The organism is Streptomyces sp. NPDC052079, assembly GCF_040680275.1.
Taxonomy (GTDB): Bacteria; Actinomycetota; Actinomycetes; order Streptomycetales; family Streptomycetaceae; genus Streptomyces.
On sequence record NZ_JBFAWL010000018.1, the window covers coordinates 1 to 15,816 of the forward strand.

The window sequence follows — 15,816 nt, forward strand, 5'->3', positions numbered from 1 at the left end:
CGCACACACTGACCCGCCACGAAGCCCAGACGGGACCGGTGCTGCGGCCTCCGCTCCCCGCCCGGGGGCGGCCCCCCCCCCCCCCCGCCGCCGGGGGGGGGGGGGGGGGGCGGCGCCCCCCCCCCCCGGGACGGGACGGGAAGGGGCGGCGGGGGCGAAACAACCCCCCACCGCCCCACCCGCACCACCCCTACTTCACGGACCCCGCCATAACCCCCTGCACAAAGTGCCGCTGGAACGCGAAGAACACCACCACCGGCACCACCAGCGACAGAAACGCCCCCGGCGCGAGCACATCGATATTGCTCCCGAACTGCCGGATCTGCGACTGCAACTGCACCGTCAGCGGCTGCGACGAACTGTCCGCGAACAACAGCGCGACCAGCATGTCGTTCCACACCCACAGGAACTGGAAGATGGCGAGGCTGGCAATCGCCGGCCGCCCCACCGGCAGCACCAGCCGGGTGAAGATCCGCCACTCGCTCCCGCCGTCCATCCGCGCCGCCTCCAGCATCTCCTTCGGCATCTCGGCGAAGTAGTTCCGCAGCAGGAACACCGCGAACGGCAGCCCGTACGCCACATGGAACAGCACGACACCCGGAATGGTCCCGAACAGCCCCAGCTGCCCGAAGAGTTTGGCGACCGGCAGCAGCCCGATCTGCACGGGCACGACCAGCAGCGCGACGACGACGAGGAAGATGGGATCGCGCCCCGGGAAGTCCAGCCAGGCGAAGGCGTATCCGGCGAGCGCCGCGACGACCACGACCAGCACGGTCGTCGGCACGGAGATCAGCACGGTGTTCCAGAACGCCTGGGTGATGCCCGAATTCTCCAGCAGCGCCGAGTAGTTGTCGAAGGACAGCTGTCCCGGGCCGGCGAACACGGTCCACCACCCGCCCCTGGCCGTGTCCTCGGCCGACCGCAGCGAGGACAGGAACAGCCCGGCCAGCGGGGTCAGCCACACCAGCCCGATCACCACCAGGAAGGCCTGCACCACCGCGTTGCCCAGACCGCGCCGGACGACGTTCATCGCTGACTCCTTTTGAAGCGACGGACGTTGAACACCATGGCGGGGATGACCAGGAGCAGGAGCAGCACACCGAGCGCGCTTCCGAGGCCCTGGTTGTTGCCCCCGCCGAACGACACCAGCCACATCTGCGTCGCCAGCACGGTCGCGTCCTCCTGCACCGGTCCCGGCGCGATGATGTACACCAGGTCGAAGACCTTCATGACGTTGATGACCAGGGTCACGAAGACGACGGTGAGCACGGGGGCGAGCAGCGGAACGGTGATACGGCGGAAGATCTGCCATTCATTGGCACCGTCCATACGCGCCGCCTCCAGCGCGTCCCGCGGCAGGGCCGCGAGACCCGCACCGATGAGCACCATCGCGAAGCCGGTCCATATCCACAGGTACGCCCCGATGATCGCCGGTGTGACGAGCGCCGGGCCGAGCCAGGAGATGCCCTCGTAGGGTGCCGCGAAATTCGCGGCCGGCAGCTTCATCGCGTAGGAGCCGCCGTCCAGTCCGGTGAAGCTGAAGGAACCGTCCGCCCCGGTGGTCGTTTCGGCGACGGTCTCCCCGTCACGCACCGCTTCCACCGTCATCCCGGGCAGTCCGCTCTCCTCGCGGTCGACCACGCCCGGCTTTCCTCCCCCGCCGGGCGTGAAGTCGAGGTACACCACTCCGCGCACCTCGTCGGAGCCGGCGTCGTCCGCGGCCGCCGGGGCGGCGGGCCGCGCGTCGCCCGGCAGGTCCTTGGGGGCGACCCCGACCAGCCCGAGCGCGGCCGTGCCGCCGGGTGACACGTCCGCGCCGGTGACGTACGAGCCGTCCGCCTGCTTGGTCAGGCCCTCGCCCTCGCCGTCGCGGGCGCGGGCGGTCGGGTAGGAGGAGGTGCCCTTGAAGGCGTCGTGGACGGAGACGACGGCGGCGTTGAGCACGCCCTTGTCCGGGTCCTGGTCGTAGGCGAGCCGGAAGATGATGCCGGCGGCGAGGAAGGAGACCGCCATCGGCATGAACAGCAGCAGCTTGAAGGCGGTGGCCCAGCGGACCTTCTCCACCAGGACGGCCAGGACGAGGCCGAGGCCGGTCAGGAGGGTGGGCGCCACGACGACCCAGATGGCCGTGTTCTGGACGGCCTTGAGGTTGGTCGGGTCCTGGAACATCTCGGCGTAGTTCGCCCCGCCGACGAACTCGTTGCCGGAGGCGTCGAAGAAGCTGCGGCCGATGGAGAACAGCACCGGGTACACGACCAGCGCGCCCAGCAGGAGCAGCGCGGGGAACACGAACAGCAGGGCGATGACCCGCCCCCGGCGGCGCAGGCGTCGGCCGCGCGCGCCGCCGGGGGGCACAGGTGCCGGAGGGCTCGCCTCTTTCACCATGGTGGCGGTCATGGCCGTCAGTTCCCGTAGGCCTTGGCCGCGGCGTCCTCGAGCTCGGCCGCGGTCTTCGCCGGGTCGGCGGGGTTGCGCAGGAAGTCCTGGAGGATCTTCCATTCGCCGGCGCCCTTGGTGCCGCCGAAGGCGGCGGGGGCCTGGTCGGACATGTCGAAGCGCACGGAGTCACCGGCGGCGATCAGGGACTCGGCGGTGGCGCGCGTGACGTCGTCGCCGTAGGAGGAGGTGTCGAGCTTCTTGTTCGGGGAGAGGAAACCGCCCGCCTCGGCCCATACGGCGGCGGCCTCCGGGGTCGCCAGGTACTCCAGCAGTGCCATGCCGGCCTTGCTGTTCTTGCCGTCCTTCAGGACCACGGCCGCGTCGCCGCCGCTGACCACGGGTGCCTTGCCGTCGCCGACCGGCGGGAACGGGAAGAAGTTCGCGTCGGTGCCGATCTTCTTGCCGAACTGGTCCTTGGCGACGCCGGCGACGAAGTCGCCCTCGTAGACCATGGCGGCCTCGGCCTCGGGGCCGAAGACCTTCTCCACGGAGCCGGGGAAGTCGGTGTTGAGGGCTTCCTTCTGGCCGCCGGCGATGAGCTGCTTGTCCTTGAAGAGCTTGCCGAGGGTGGTGAGCGCCTCGACCACCGTCGGGTCGGTCCACTTGATCTCGTGGGCGGCGAGGGCGTCGTACTTCTCCGGTCCGGCCTGGGAGAGGTAGACGTTCTCGAACCAGTCGGTGAGGGTCCAGCCGTCCTGACCGGCGACGGAGAAGGCGGCGAGTCCGGAGTCGGAGATGGTCCGCCCGTCCTTCAGCATGGCGTCGTACGTCTTCGGCGGGGTGACGCCGGCCTGTTCCAGGGCGGCGGGGCTGTACCAGACGGTGGACTTGTGGGCGGCCTTGAAGTAGAGGCCGTACAGGGTGCCGTCGACGCTGCCGTAGTTCTGCCACACCTTGGCGAAGTTGGCGCCCACGGTCCTGCGCACCTTCTGGTCCAGCGGCTTCAGCCAGCCCTTGTCGGCGAACTGCTTGAGCACGCCGACCTGCGGGACCATGACGACGTCGGGGGCGTTGCCGCCCTCGATCTTGCTGCCGACGACGGTGGAGACGTTGTCGCCGGTGGAGACGAACTGGGTCTTGGCGCCGGTCTTCTCGGCGAAGGCGTCGAGCACCTTCTGGAAGTTCTTCTGCTCGCTGCCGGACCAGACACCGGCCACGGTGACGGTCTGCCCGTCGAGCGACTTGTCGCCGCCGCCGGCCGAGACGGGCTCGCCGCCGCCGCAGGCGGTCGCGCCGAGCGCGAGGACGAGGGCGGTGCATCCGGTGAGCAGGGTGGTACGTCGTCGCATCATCATCGATGTCCCTTCGGGTGTACGGGAGTTGACCTGACGTGTTCTCAGGAGCCGTCGATCCACCAGGCGGCGGTGGAGCCGGGGAGCACTCCGGGCGGGCAGGGACCGCTGGCGAGCAGCGGGGTGCCGGCGACCGGAGCGGGTACGGGGGCGGTGCCGAAGTTGACGGCGCAGACCAGGTCGTCGCCGCGGGTGAAGGCGAGGACCCCGGGCTGGGTGTCCAGCCAGCGCAGCGTGCCCTCGCCCAACTGGTGCAGCGCGGCGCGCAGTTGCAGGCCGTCGCGGTACAGATGCCAGGAGGAGCGGGTGTCGGCTAGGGCGCGGTGCGTGGCGTACTCGGCGAAGTACTCGGGCTGCGGCAGCCACGGTTTGGCGCTTTCGGCTCCGGAGGTGAAGCCGAACGGGGAGGCCTGCCCCGACCAGGGCAGCGGCACCCTGCAGCCGTCCCGGATGCGGGCGCGGCTGCCGGTGCGGCGGAATATCGGGTCGGTGAGCACCTCGTCGGGCAGGTCGACGACCTCGGGCAGCCCCAGTTCCTCACCCTGGTAGATGTACGCGGCTCCGGGGAGGGCGAGCATGAGCAGGGCGGCGGCGCGGGCGCGGGCGGCGCCGGTGCCGCTGCCGTCGGCGGGTTCGCCGTAGCGGGTGACGGTGCGGACCTGGTCGTGGTTGTTGAGAACCCAGGTGACGGTCGAGCCGGTGCCGGCGATGTCCTCCATGGCCTCGGAGATGACCTTGCGGAAGGCGTCGGCGTCCCACTGCGCGCCGAGCAGGTCGAAGAAGAAGGCCTGGTGGAGCTCGTCGGGGCGAACGTACCGGGCGTGCTCGCGGGCGCTGGGCACGGAGACCTCGCCGACCAGGAGCCGTTCGTGGCCGTCGCGGGCGGTGTACTCCTCGCACACCGAGCGCCAGTGCCGCCACACGTCGTGGACCTCGGGCTGGTTCCAGGCGAGCGGGTTGACCGAGTCGCGAGTGCGGGCGTCGGCCTCCGGGTCCGGGGAGTCGGGCAGTTCGGGGTGCTTGAACAGGCCCGCCGCGACGTCGATGCGGAAGCCGTCGACGCCCCGGTCCAGCCAGAAGCGGAGGGTGCGTTCGAACTCGGCGGCGACCTCGGGGTCGCGCCAGTTCCAGTCCGGCTGCTCGGGCGTGAACATGTGCAGGTACCACTGGCCGGGGCGGCCGTCCGGCTCGGTGACGCGGGTCCAGGCGGAACCGCCGAACATGGCATGCCAGTTGTTGGGCGGCTCCGTTCCGTCCGGTCCACGGCCGTCGGCGAAGTGGAATCGGGCGCGTTCGGGGCTGCCGGGGCCGGCGGCGAGGGCCTCGCGGAACCAGGGGTGCTCGTTGGAGCAGTGGTTGGGGACGATGTCCAGCAGCACCTTGATGCCGAGCCGGCGGGCGGCGGTCACCAGCAGGTCGAATTCGGCGAGGTCGCCGAAGACCGGGTCGACATCGCGGTAGTCGGCCACGTCGTAGCCGTGGTCGTGCTGCGGCGAGGGGTAGAAGGGGCTCAGCCAGATCCCGTCCACGCCGAGCTTCTTCAGGTACGGCAGCCCCGCCCTGACCCCTGCGAGATCGCCGATGCCGTCACCGGTGCTGTCCAGGAAGCTGCGGACATACACCTGATAGATCACCGCGTCACGCCACCAGTGGTGCCTGTTCACCCCATTGACCTGTCTGTGAGGAGCGCTGTTCGTTATGCATGCATGTTAGGTAGCGGCGTAGAGAGGGTGTCAATGAACTTACGCAAGCTACCGCGCAGTTGGGCTGTTCAAATCGGGGCAAGGAGGAACGCAACGGACACATTCGAGACGTCCGCGTTACCTAACATGTAACTAGGTGACCAGGTGTCCGAGGGGCATGGTCAGCGGGAGGAGACCGCGGCGAGCTCGCCCGCCAGCCGGCGCACCGCGGCCTCGGGCGTCTGCCGCCCGGTCATCGCGTCGTGCACCACCGCCTGCACCACCAGGCTCACCTGGTCGTAGTGCGGGCTCTTGGGGCGCGGAGCGGCGGCCCGCACACTCTCGCGCAGGGTCGGCAGATACGGGAACCGCCGGACCAGTTCGGGATCGTCGTACAGGTCCGCCCGTACGGGCGGCAGCGCGCCGCGCGTCAGCACCTGGCGCTGGACGCGCTCGCTGGTGAGGTACGCGATCAGACGCGCGGCCGAGTCGGGGTGCCGGGCGTGGCTGCTGACGGCCAGGTTGGAGCCGCCGAGGACGCTGGTGCCCGGACCGTCCGGCCCCGGCAGCGGTACGGCGCCGACCTTGCCGGCGACCTCGGAGCCCGGGGCGGCGGCCGCGACGTAGGCGTAGGGCCAGTTGCGCAGGAACAGCAGCCGGCCGTCCTGGAAGGCCCGTTTGGACTCCTCCTCCTTGTACGTCAGCGCCTCCTTCGGGATCCAGCCCTCGCGGACACCGCGGGCGAGGAAGCCGATCCCCTCCCGGGCCGCCCCGGAGTTCACGGTGACGCGCTGGCCCTCGTCGCCGAGAATGGTGCCGCCCGCCGAGTAGACGGCCTCGGCCGCGTTCACGGTGAGTCCCTCGTACGGCAGGAACTGGCCCGCGTAGCCGTCGAGACCGCGCTCGGGAGCCAGGGTCTTCGCGGCCCGCTCCAGCTCGGCCCAGGTGCGCGGCGGCGGGACGCCCGCTTGGGCGAGGACGTCCTTGCGGTACAGCAGCAGCCCGGCGTTGGTGACGTACGGGACGGCGAAGAGCCGGTCGTCGTAGGTCGCCGTGTGCACGACCGGGGGGAGGAAGGTGCCGAGCGGGAAGCGGTCGCGGGGCAGTGGACGGATCCAGCCCGCGGCGGCGAACTCCGAGGTCCAGCTGACGTCGATGTTGAGCACGTCGAACCGGCCGCGTTCGCCGCCGCGCAGATCCGTGATCATCTGCGCGCGCGTCTCGTCGGCGGAGTCCGGCAGCTCGACGAGGGTGACCTCCTCGCCGGGATGGGTGCGGTTCCAGCCGTCGAGCACGGAACCGAGGTAGCCGGTGAGATCGCCGGCGGTGGCCAGGGTGAGGGGGCCACGGCCGCCCGCGTCGTTCTGGTCGGCCCGCGCGCCGGAGGCGACATGACCGGTCAGGACGACGATCAGGACAAGAAGGGCCCTACCCGCGGCATGCATCCACCGCATAGGTTCCTCCCTGTACACCGGCACCCGGGCACCCTTGCCGGGGTCAGAGGCCATGTATACCCGTTAGGTATGGGCGATACTAGGTCCTGCGGCACATTACCCAGGATGCGCGAGGAGGAGAGCTCGAGTGCGGCTGCCCCTCCTGGCCCTGCTCGCCCGCGGCCCTGCCCACGGCTATGAGCTCAAGCAGGACCTTGAGCAACTGCTGGGCTCCGCGTACCCTCAGCCGAACGTCGGCCAGATCTACGTCACCCTCGGCCGCCTCGAGAAGACCGGACTGATCGAGGGCGAGGACGTCGCGCAGTCGAGCCGGCCCAACAAGAAGGTCTACCACCTCACCGACGCCGGGCGGGAGGCGCTGCGCGCCTGGTTCGAGGAGACGGCGGACGAGCCGCGGGTGCGGGACGAGTTCTTCATGAAACTGGCCCTGGCCCCGCAGACCGGTCTCGCCGACCAGATCGCCCTGATCAACAGACAGCGGCGCCAGTACCTGAACACCATGCGGCAGCTGTCCAAGCTGGCCGCCGCCGAGGACCGGGACAACCGCATCTCCCAACTGCTGATCGAGGGCGCGATGCTGCATCTGCAGGCCGACCTCGACTGGCTGGAGCGGTGCCAGGAAGAGCTGGAGGAGCTGGAGTGAGCGAGAGCACCGCTCCCGTGCTGCGCGCCGAAGGCCTGGTCAAGACGCACCACGGCGAGGGCGCCCCGGCGCACGCCGTGCGCGGCGTCGACCTGAGGGTCACGGCGGGCGAGTTCGTGGCGATCACCGGTCCGTCCGGTGCGGGAAAGTCGACGCTGCTGCATCTGCTCGGCGGGCTCCAGCGGCCCGACGCGGGCAGCATCTGGCTGGACGGCGAGTGCACCGACGGCTACAGCGAGGCTCGCTGGGCGGTCGAGCGCCGTAAGCGCATCGGGATCGTCTTCCAGTTCTTCAACCTGGTCTCCGACCTGTCGGTCGCCGACAACGTGGAGCTGCCCGCCCTGCTCGCCGGGGTGCCGCCGAAGAAGGCCCGCGCCGGGCGGGAGGAGCTCCTCGCCGAGCTCGGTCTCGAGGGCAAGGAGCGCAGCATGCCGGGCGAGCTGTCCGGCGGTGAGCAGCAGCGGGTCGCCCTGGCCCGGGCGCTGGTCAACCATCCGCCGCTGCTGCTGGCGGACGAGCCCGCGGGCAGCCTGGACAGCAAGGGCACCCGCGAGGTGATGCGGCTGCTGTCCCGCTTCCACCGGCGGGGCCAGACCATCCTTCTGGTCACGCACGACGCACGGCTGGCGAGCGCCGCGGACCGGGTGATCAGCTTCTTCGACGGCCGGATCGCCGACGACGCCGAACTCGACGGCGGCACACCGCCGCGCCGGACCGGAATATCGGGCGTGCTGGAACTCAAGGACTGACGTGCGCCTCCACGACCGACCCGCGAGGGACTGAGGCCCGTGCGAGCGACCCTGCGCTGGGCGCACTCCGATCTGCGGACGCACCGCGGCGAGGCACTGTTCCTGGTCCTCGCCACCGCGGGCATCGTCGCGTCCCTGCTGCTGGCCACGGCCCTGTTCGGGTACGCCACCAACCCCTGGCAGCGCGTGTTCACCCAGGCCCACGGCGCGCACGTCACGCTGCACACCACCCTCGCCGCCGACGCCGGCAGACTGGCCGGCCTGGACGGCGTGGACTCCGTGGCCGGTCCCTACCCCACGGCCTCGGTCACCCTCGCCTCGGGGGGCGGCCGCGCCTCGGTGGAGCTGCGCGGCACCTCCGGCCGGCCCGACGTGGGCCGGCCGCTGATCACGTCCGGGCACTGGCTGGACCCGGCCACCCCCGACGGGGTGGTCCTGGAGAGCCGCCTCGCCCGGGCACTGCTCACGGCCCCCGGTGACACGCTCACCGTGCCCGGCACGGCGCGGAAGCTGACCGTAGTGGGCATCGCCGACAGTGCCGAGCCGCGCTACCGGCCGGGTGAGCGCACGGGCCTGGTCTGGGCGCTGCCCTCGGCCGTGACGGACCCGGGCGGCCAGGTGGTGGGGCTGCGGCTGACCGACCCCGGCGACACCGGGTACGCCGTACAGCGGGCGGTGACCGAGCTGGGCGCCGGGGCGATCGGCGAGGTCGCCACCTGGCAGGAGGCGCGCGCCGAGGCGCAGGGCGACAACCGGCTGCTCGGCCAGGTGCTGGGCCTGTTCGGTCTGGGCGCGCTGGCCGCCGCCGGTCTCGCCGTGCACGGGGCGATCGCCACCCGGATCCGGGGACATCTGCGGGACATCTCCGTGCTCAAGGCGATCGGCTTCACACCCGGCCAGGTCGTCCGTGTCTTCCTGATCCAGCACCTGGTCTACGCCCTGCTCGGTGCCGTGGCCGCCGCCGCGCTCACCGAGGCGCTGGGCAGCGCCGTGCCGGGGCGGCTCGGGGACGCGGTCGGCGTGTGGCAGGGCCTGCCGGGGCACACGGTGGCGCTGTTCGTGGTGCCGGTGGGGGCGGTGCTGTTCATCGGCGCGACCACGGGGCTCGCCGCCTGGCGGGCGGGGCGGATCCCGCCGGTGCCGGTGCCGCGCTCGGTGGCGCCCCCTGCCGGACGGCTGACCGGCCTGGCCAGGCGGGCGCTGGGCGCACGGGTGCCCCCGGCGCTGGTCCTGGGCTGGCACAAGGCGTTCACGCGCCGGCCGCGGTCGCTGGGCGCGGTGGGCAGGCTGGCGCTGCCGTTGCTGCTGATCGTGGTGGCGCTGAGCGCGTGGACCACCATCGACCGCTTCCAGAGCAGCCCCGAGCGGATGGGCATGCCGACGGCGCTCGGGGTGCGTGCCGACGCCTCGCTGGGCGACCGGGAGACCCGCGCGCTGCTGGAAGGCGATCCGCAGGTCGCCGCCGCCTACCCGGGTGTGGAGGTGGCCGCCCTGGTCCCGGGCCAGACGGCCACCATCGCCCTCCGGGGACTCGGCACCGCCCGGGAGCCGTACCCGTTCACGCTGGCCGAGGGCCGTGCCGCGCGCGGGCCGGACGAGGCGGTGGCCGGGCAGGGGCTGCTCGACCTGCTGCACGTCCAGGTGGGCGACTGGGTGCGGATGACGGTCGGCGACCAGCCGCAGATACTGCACATCGTGGGCCGCAGTATCGAACCGGAGAACGCCGGCCGGGTCATCTCCACCTCGCTCGACACCCTGCGCGCCAACGACCCCGACCTGCGGCCGAGTGTCTACCAGCTCCGGCTGGACCCCGGCGCCGACCCGGACACGGTCGCCGCCCGGCTGGACGCGGCGGGCCACGGCCACCTGGACGTGCACACCGTGGCCAACCCGGCCGACGGGCTGTCCCCGCTGCGCGCGGTCGTCCTCGGCCTGATCGCGGTCCTCGCGCTGATCGGGCTGATCGAACTGCTGACGGCGATCGGCGGCATGGTCCGCGAGGGCGAGCGCGATCTGCTGGCGCTCAAGGCCGTCGGCCTCTCCCCCCGGCAGATCACCGCGGTCACGGTCACGGCGACCGCCGGTACGGCGTTCGCGGCCGTGCTTCTCGCCACGGCGCTCGGGCTGCCGCTGGCGCACTGGCTGATCGACGCGCAGGGACGCTCGAGCGGCGTCGGCGCCGGAATCGCCCAGACGCCCTCCCCCGTCCTCCTGCTGCTACTGGGAACAGCCGCGGTCCTGGGCGCCGCCACCCTCGCCACCCTCCCAGCAACCCGCGCAGCCCACCACCGCCTCGCCGACACCCTGACCGCGGTCGCCTAACTCCTTTCGCCCCCGCCGCCCCTTCCCATTCCCGTCCCTGGGGGCTGCGCCCCCAGCCCCCCTTTCGGCCCTCCGGGCCTCGTCCTCAAACGCCGGACAGGCTGAATTTTCAGCCCGTCCGGCACAATCCAGCCCCTCCGGCGTTTGAGGAGCGGGGGTTCGGGGGCAGCGCCCCCGGGGGACGGGAACGGGAAGGGGCGGCGGGGGCGAACACCTCTGACCTCAGCCGCCTCAACCGCGGACCGGAAGGCTCGCCGGGTGCGTGCCGAGCCGGATGCCGTAGCGCCGCTTCAGCCGCCCGGTTTCAAGCAGGGCGATCGCCGTGACGGTGACGGGTGCGCCCAGGATGGGGCTTCAGAGACGACCGGCCCGTGAGTGTGCCACCGGTCCAACTTCCGGGCGTACGTGCAACGTTGTGCTCCCCCGAGCGCTCGCCGTGATGATCGCCATGATGACCGCCGCATCGTGATCACTGCCGGCCGCGAAGCTCCCGGTAGGTGGCGACCAGGGCCTTGGTGGAGGGGTCCAGGTCCGGCACCTCCGCGCCTTCGGTGAGCGCGGGCTCCACACGCTTGGCGAGGACCTTGCCCAGCTCGACGCCCCACTGGTCGAAGGAGTCGATGTTCCAGATCGCGCCCTGGACGAACACCTTGTGCTCGTACAGCGCGACGAGCTGACCCAGCACCGACGGAGTCAGCTCGCGCGCGAGGATCGTGGTGGTGGGGTGGTCGCCCTTGAACGTTTTGTGCGGGACGAGCTCCTCCGGCACCCCTTCCCCGCGCACCTCGTCCGGCGTCTTGCCGAAGGCGAGGGCCTGGGTCTGGGCGAAGAAGTTGGCCATCAACAGGTCGTGCTGCGCCTTGAGTTCGTCGCTCAGTTCGGCTACGGGCTCGGCGAAGCCGATGAAGTCGGCCGGGATCAGCTTCGTCCCCTGGTGGATCAACTGGTAGTACGCGTGCTGTCCGTTGGTGCCCGGGGTGCCCCACACGACCGGGCCGGTCTGCCACTCCACCTCGCGGCCGTCCCGGCCGACGTACTTGCCGTTGGACTCCATGTCGAGCTGCTGGAGGTAGGCGGTGAACTTCGACAGGTAGTGCGAGTACGGCAGCACCGCGTGCGACTGCGCGTCGTGGAAGTTGCCGTACCAGACGCCGAGCAGGCCCAGCAGCAGCGGCACGTTGGACTCGGCGGGGGCATTGCGGAAGTGCTCGTCGACGATGCGGAATCCGTCGAGCATCTCCCGGAAGCGGTCCGGGCCGATGGCGATCATCAGGGACAGGCCGATGGCGGAGTCGTAGGAGTAACGTCCGCCGACCCAGTCCCAGAACTCGAACATGTTCGCCGTGTCGATGCCGAACTCGGCGACCTTCTCCGCGTTGGTCGACAGCGCCACGAAGTGCCGGGCGACCGCCTGCTCGTCGCCCCCGAGGCCCTTGAGCAGCCAGGACCGCGCGGAGGTGGCGTTGGTGACCGTCTCTATGGTGGTGAAGGTCTTGGACGCGATGACGAACAGCGTCTCGGCCGGGTCCAGGTCCCGGACGGCCTCGTGCAGATCCGCGCCGTCCACGTTGGACACGAAGCGGACGGTGAGATCACGGTCGGTCCAGGGGCGCAGCACCTCGTAGGCCATGGCGGGGCCCAGGTCGGAGCCGCCGATGCCGACGTTGACGACGTTGCGGATGCGCCGGCCGGTGTGACCGGTCCACTCGCCGGAGCGGACGCGGCCGGCGAAGTCGGCCATCCTGTCGAGCACGGCGTGCACGGCCGGGACGACGTTTTCCCCGTCGACCTCGATCACCGCGTCCGGGGCGGCCCGCAGCGCGGTGTGCAACACGGCCCGGTTCTCGGTGGTGTTGATCTTCTCGCCGCCGAACATGGCGTCGCGCAGCCCGAACACATCGGTGGCGGCGGCCAGTTCCCGCAGCAGCCGCAGGGTCTCGTCGGTGACGAGATGCTTGGAGTAGTCGACGTACAGGTCACCGACCCGGAGGGTGTACCCGGTGCCGCGGCCCGGGTCAGCGGCGAACAGCTCGCGCAGCCGCACCTGGCCGAGCTCCTCGCGGTGCTTGGCCAGTGCGATCCACTCGGGCGTCTGGTTGAGCCTGGTACGGCCGTCTGCGTTCATCTCGGACTTCAGCCTTCTTCCTTGGATGTCCCCGCTGTGCCGGCTGTGCCCAACCTAATTGATCAGCGGTGAAGAGGACTGAAGTTGTCCGGAGTCCGGGCCGGTCAGCCGGTCAGCCGGTCCGGGCCGGTCAGATCTCGCCGCGCAGCTTGGCGAGCGCCTCGGCGAGGATCGCCTCACCGTCCGCGTCGCTGCGCCGCTCGCGCACATAGGCGAGGTGGGTCTTGTACGGCTCGGTGCGCGGCGGGTCCGGGGGGTTGTCGCGGTCCTGTCCGGCCGGAAAGCCGCAGCGGGGGCAGTCCCAGGTATCGGGCACCTGCGCGTCGCTTGCGAAGCTCGGCTGTGTCTCGTGCCCGTTGGAGCACCAGAAGGAGACGCGCAGCCGCGGCGCGGACTCGCCGCGCTCGGCCTCGCCCATCGGCCCCGCCCCGACCCGGCTTCCCCGGATCGCGTTGCCACTTGCCACGGTCGTAACTCCCTGCGTCATGGTGCCGCGAAGCGAGTCGGCGTTCCGCTTCGCTGCGAGCGCCTCAGTCTACGTAAGGCCCAACGCGCGTCCAGTGATAGGAGTTACCTGTCCCCGCATCCAGACGCAAGCCCCATGATAGGCCGCGCTCTGCCGCGCGTACCGAACATGGGGCGTTACGTGGGGAATGCGTGGGTCGGGCGGGCGGATGGTGCCCTCGGGTCAGTTGTTGATCTTCATCATGATGCCGAGCACGACGATGCACGCGAACCAGAGCAGACCGACCACGACGGTGATCCGGTCGAGGTTGCGCTCGGCGACCGAGGAGCCGCCGACGGAGGACTGCATGCCACCACCGAACATGTCGGAGAGGCCGCCGCCCTTCCCCTTGTGCATCAGCACCAGCAGCATCAGCAGCAGGCTGAAGACGATCAGGGCGATGGAGAACCCCATAACCACGGCTGGACCAACTTCCTCGGATTCGGATGGACGACGCGGGGCCCAGCACACTGCCGGACCCCGCAAGGGTACGACGAATCGTCGTTACCGCATACTCACTGGTCGCGGAATCGGATGATCTTGACGAACTCGTCGGCGTCCAGCGAGGCGCCGCCGACCAGGGCACCGTCGATGTCGGCCTGCGCCATGATCTCGGCGACGTTGCCGGACTTCACGGAGCCGCCGTACTGGATGCGGACCTTGTCGGCCAGCTCCTGGGAGTACAGCTCGGCGAGCTTGCCGCGGATCGCCGCGCACACCTCCTGGGCCTCCTCGGCGCCGCAGACCTTGCCGGTGCCGATGGCCCACACCGGCTCGTAGGCGATCACGACGGACTCGGCATGCTCGGCCGGGACGTCCTTCAGACCGCCCTCGACCTGGGCGAGGGTGTGGGAGACATGGTTGCCCTCCTCGCGGACCTCCAGCTCCTCGCCGACGCACAGGATGGGGGTGAGGCCGTGCCGGAAGGCGGCCTTCACCTTGCCGTTGACGACCTCGTCGGTCTCGGCGTGGTACTGGCGGCGCTCGGAGTGGCCGGTCACCACGTAGGTGCACTTCAGCTTGGCCAGCATGGGACCGGAGATCTCGCCGGTGTAGGCGCCGCCGTCGTGCACCGAGACGTCCTGGGCGCCGTACTTGATCTTCAGCTTGTCGCCGTCGACGAGGGTCTGCACGGAGCGCAGGGCGGTGAAGGGCGGCAGGACGGCGACCTCGACGGCCTCGTAGTCCTTGTCGGCCAGGGCAAAGGCGAGCTTCTGGACGTGGGCGATGGCCTCGAGGTGGTTGAGGTTCATCTTCCAGTTGCCCGCCATCAGCGGCGTACGGGTGGTCATTGAGGGTCAGTCCTCCAGTGCGGCGAGGCCGGGGAGCGTCTTGCCCTCGAGGTATTCGAGGGAGGCGCCGCCTCCGGTCGAGATGTGGCCGAATGCCTGCTCGTCGAAGCCCAGGGTACGGACCGCCGCGGCGGAGTCTCCGCCGCCCACCACGGTGAAGCCCGGGGAGTCGATAAGAGCCTGGGCGAGGGCCCTGGTGCCCTCGGCGTAGTCGGGGTGCTCGAAGACGCCCATGGGGCCGTTCCAGAAGACCGTGGCGGCGTCGGCGAGCTTCGAGGCGTACAGCTTGCGGGTCTCGGGACCGATGTCCAGGCCCATGTGGCCGGCCGGGATGGCGTCCACGGCGACGGTGGCGGGGTGGGAGGGCGCCTTGGCCTTGATGTCGGGGAACTCCGCCGCGACCAGCGTGTCGACCGGCAGCACCAGCTCCACGCCACTCTTCTCGGCCCGCTCCAGGTACTCCTGGACGGCTGGGATCTGGTCCTCCTGCAGCAGGGACGAGCCGACCTCGTAGCCCTGGGCCTTGAGGAAGGTGTACGCCATGCCGCCGCCGATGAGGATGCGGTCGGCCTTGCCGAGCAGCTGGTCGATGACGGCGAGCTTGTCGGAGACCTTGGCGCCGCCGAGGGCGACGACGTAGGGCCGCTTGACGTCGTCGGTGAGCTTCTTCAGCACGGCGACCTCGGTGGCGATGAGGTAGCCGGCGTAGTGCGGCAGCCGGGCCGGGAGGTCGAACACCGAGGCGTGCTTGCGGTGCACCGCGCCGAAGCCGTCGCCGACGTAGACGTCGGCGAGGGCGGCCAGCCGGTCGGCGAAGGCGCCGCGCTCGGCGTCGTCCTTGGACGTCTCGCCGGGGTTGAAGCGGAGGTTCTCGATGACGGCGACCTGTCCGTCGTCGAGGTTGGAGACGGTGGACGTGGCCGAGTCGCCGACCGTGTCGGTGGCGAAGGCGACGTCGGTGCCGAGGAGTTCGCCGAGGCGCGCGGCGGCCGGGGCGAGCGAAAAGGCGGGGTCCGGGGCGCCCTTGGGGCGGCCGAGGTGCGAGGCGACGACCACGCGGGCGCCCGCCTCGGCGAGGGCCTTGACGGTGGGCAGCACGGCGCGGATGCGGCCGTCGTCGGTGATGGTGGTGCCGTCCAGCGGCACGTTGAGGTCGGCGCGGACGAAGACCCGCTTGCCCGCGACCCCTTCGGAGAGGAGTTCGTCGATCGTCTTCATGGGGGCTCCCTGGCTAGAGCTCGTGTTCGCTCGTGATCGCTCGTGATCGAAAGAGGGCAACCGTTCCGATACGCGCGTCAGGGCTCGGACGGCGC

The 15,816-nt window shown here is 70.9% G+C and carries 13 protein-coding genes; 3 read left to right on the top strand and 10 right to left on the bottom strand.

All coding sequences use genetic code 11. The features are described from left to right. Positions 1-190: 190 nt before the first annotated feature. The 5 genes from AB0L56_RS23470 to AB0L56_RS23490 form a co-directional block, all read right to left on the bottom strand. On the bottom strand, positions 191-1,030 hold the full coding sequence (locus AB0L56_RS23470) for a carbohydrate ABC transporter permease (RefSeq protein ID WP_365425983.1): 840 nt from the start codon (positions 1,028-1,030) through the stop codon (positions 191-193). Continuing rightward, complete coding sequence (locus tag AB0L56_RS23475) at positions 1,027-2,397, bottom strand: ABC transporter permease subunit (protein WP_365425985.1); 1,371 nt, start codon at positions 2,395-2,397, stop codon at positions 1,027-1,029. Before AB0L56_RS23475 ends, AB0L56_RS23470 begins: the two co-directional genes overlap by 4 nt. A 5-nt stretch (positions 2,398-2,402) precedes the next feature. Continuing rightward, positions 2,403-3,731 (bottom strand): ABC transporter substrate-binding protein, encoded by a 1,329-nt coding sequence (locus AB0L56_RS23480; RefSeq protein ID WP_365426200.1) that lies wholly within the window; start codon positions 3,729-3,731, stop codon positions 2,403-2,405. Between the two features lie 44 nt (positions 3,732-3,775). Then, positions 3,776-5,395 (bottom strand): glycoside hydrolase family 13 protein, encoded by a 1,620-nt coding sequence (locus tag AB0L56_RS23485; RefSeq protein WP_365425987.1) that lies wholly within the window; start codon positions 5,393-5,395, stop codon positions 3,776-3,778. Positions 5,396-5,595: 200 nt separating this feature from the next. After that, positions 5,596-6,867 carry an ABC transporter substrate-binding protein gene (locus AB0L56_RS23490; protein WP_365425989.1) on the bottom strand — a complete coding sequence of 424 codons (1,272 nt, stop codon included), beginning with the start codon at positions 6,865-6,867 and terminating at the stop codon, positions 5,596-5,598. Between the two features lie 127 nt (positions 6,868-6,994). Here AB0L56_RS23490 and AB0L56_RS23495 point away from each other — a divergent pair, with 127 nt between their 5' ends. Genes AB0L56_RS23495 through AB0L56_RS23505 form a run of 3 tightly spaced genes read left to right on the top strand, consistent with a single transcriptional unit; the run spans position 6,995 to position 10,581 of the window. Next, on the top strand, positions 6,995-7,510 hold the full coding sequence (locus AB0L56_RS23495) for a PadR family transcriptional regulator (RefSeq protein ID WP_361030282.1): 516 nt from the start codon (positions 6,995-6,997) through the stop codon (positions 7,508-7,510). Further along, positions 7,507-8,259, top strand: a complete 753-nt coding sequence (locus tag AB0L56_RS23500; RefSeq protein WP_190161906.1) for an ABC transporter ATP-binding protein — start codon at positions 7,507-7,509, stop codon at positions 8,257-8,259. The genes AB0L56_RS23495 and AB0L56_RS23500 overlap by 4 nt, the downstream gene beginning before the upstream one ends. A 39-nt stretch (positions 8,260-8,298) precedes the next feature. Further along, the gene (locus tag AB0L56_RS23505; protein ID WP_365425992.1) at positions 8,299-10,581 is read left to right on the top strand and encodes an FtsX-like permease family protein; all 2,283 of its coding nucleotides are present in this window, start codon (positions 8,299-8,301) and stop codon (positions 10,579-10,581) included. Positions 10,582-11,050: 469 nt separating this feature from the next. Here the strand turns inward: AB0L56_RS23505 and pgi are convergent, their stop codons facing one another. The 5 genes from pgi to AB0L56_RS23530 form a co-directional block, all read right to left on the bottom strand. Beyond that, positions 11,051-12,706, bottom strand: coding sequence for a glucose-6-phosphate isomerase (gene pgi / locus AB0L56_RS23510; protein ID WP_365425994.1), 1,656 nt, complete (start codon positions 12,704-12,706; stop codon positions 11,051-11,053). Positions 12,707-12,836: 130 nt separating this feature from the next. Continuing rightward, complete coding sequence (locus AB0L56_RS23515; protein WP_078066843.1) at positions 12,837-13,172, bottom strand: RNA polymerase-binding protein RbpA; 336 nt, start codon at positions 13,170-13,172, stop codon at positions 12,837-12,839. A 222-nt stretch (positions 13,173-13,394) separates the two neighbouring features. Further along, positions 13,395-13,625, bottom strand: coding sequence for a preprotein translocase subunit SecG (gene secG / locus AB0L56_RS23520; protein WP_128377988.1), 231 nt, complete (start codon positions 13,623-13,625; stop codon positions 13,395-13,397). Positions 13,626-13,726: 101 nt separating this feature from the next. After that, positions 13,727-14,503 carry a triose-phosphate isomerase gene (gene tpiA, locus AB0L56_RS23525; RefSeq protein WP_365425996.1) on the bottom strand — a complete coding sequence of 259 codons (777 nt, stop codon included), beginning with the start codon at positions 14,501-14,503 and terminating at the stop codon, positions 13,727-13,729. Between the two features lie 6 nt (positions 14,504-14,509). Continuing rightward, positions 14,510-15,721, bottom strand: coding sequence for a phosphoglycerate kinase (locus tag AB0L56_RS23530; protein ID WP_365425998.1), 1,212 nt, complete (start codon positions 15,719-15,721; stop codon positions 14,510-14,512). Between the last annotated feature and the right edge of the window lie 95 nt (positions 15,722-15,816).